General features: G+C 70.1%; 1 protein-coding gene. It reads left to right on the forward strand.

Annotated elements, in window-relative coordinates; all coding sequences use genetic code 11:
• On the forward strand, nt 1-569 hold a 569-nt coding region (locus KZA10_RS17195; RefSeq protein ID WP_218683511.1), incomplete at both ends, for an AMP-binding protein.

Raw genomic sequence — 569 nt, forward strand, 5'->3', positions numbered from 1 at the left:
CGCCGTCGTCGCGGTGGAGGCGGGCGCGCGCATCCTCACCGTCGTCGATGCGCACTGGCCCGTCGCACTCCAGATGCAGCTGATCGTCACGACCGGAGCGGCCGCCGTCATCACGGATGTTCCGACGATCCGGGCCGCTCTGCATTCGGCCGGATGGTCGGGACTCGTCGTCGGACTCGACGATCTCGCACGAACCCCCTCCCTCGCCTCGACCCACGCAGAAGCAGCGGCCGACGATGCGCCGTTCCTGATGCTCACGTCTTCGGGGACGACGGGCACGCCGAAGGCCTTCCTCAAGACGCGCAGGCAATACGCGGCGAACATCGACGTCTCCCGCGACCACCTGGGCGCGAGAGACCGGGTGGCGACCTTCGCCCCCGGCCCGATGTCGTACAGCCTGACCCTGTACACGCTGTTCGAGGTGCTCGCCACGGGCGGTCGAATGCATGTCGCCGACCGCCTCGACGAGCTCTGGCTCAGCTCGCGGGTGCACGACGAGCGCATCACACGCCTGGTCGCGGTTCCTGCGGCGGTGACGGCTCTCACCGACGCGGCGCGGCGCCACCCGG

Origin of the sequence: Microbacterium sp. BF1, assembly GCF_019279095.1 — a bacterium.
GTDB classification, from domain to species: domain Bacteria; phylum Actinomycetota; class Actinomycetes; order Actinomycetales; family Microbacteriaceae; genus Microbacterium; species Microbacterium maritypicum.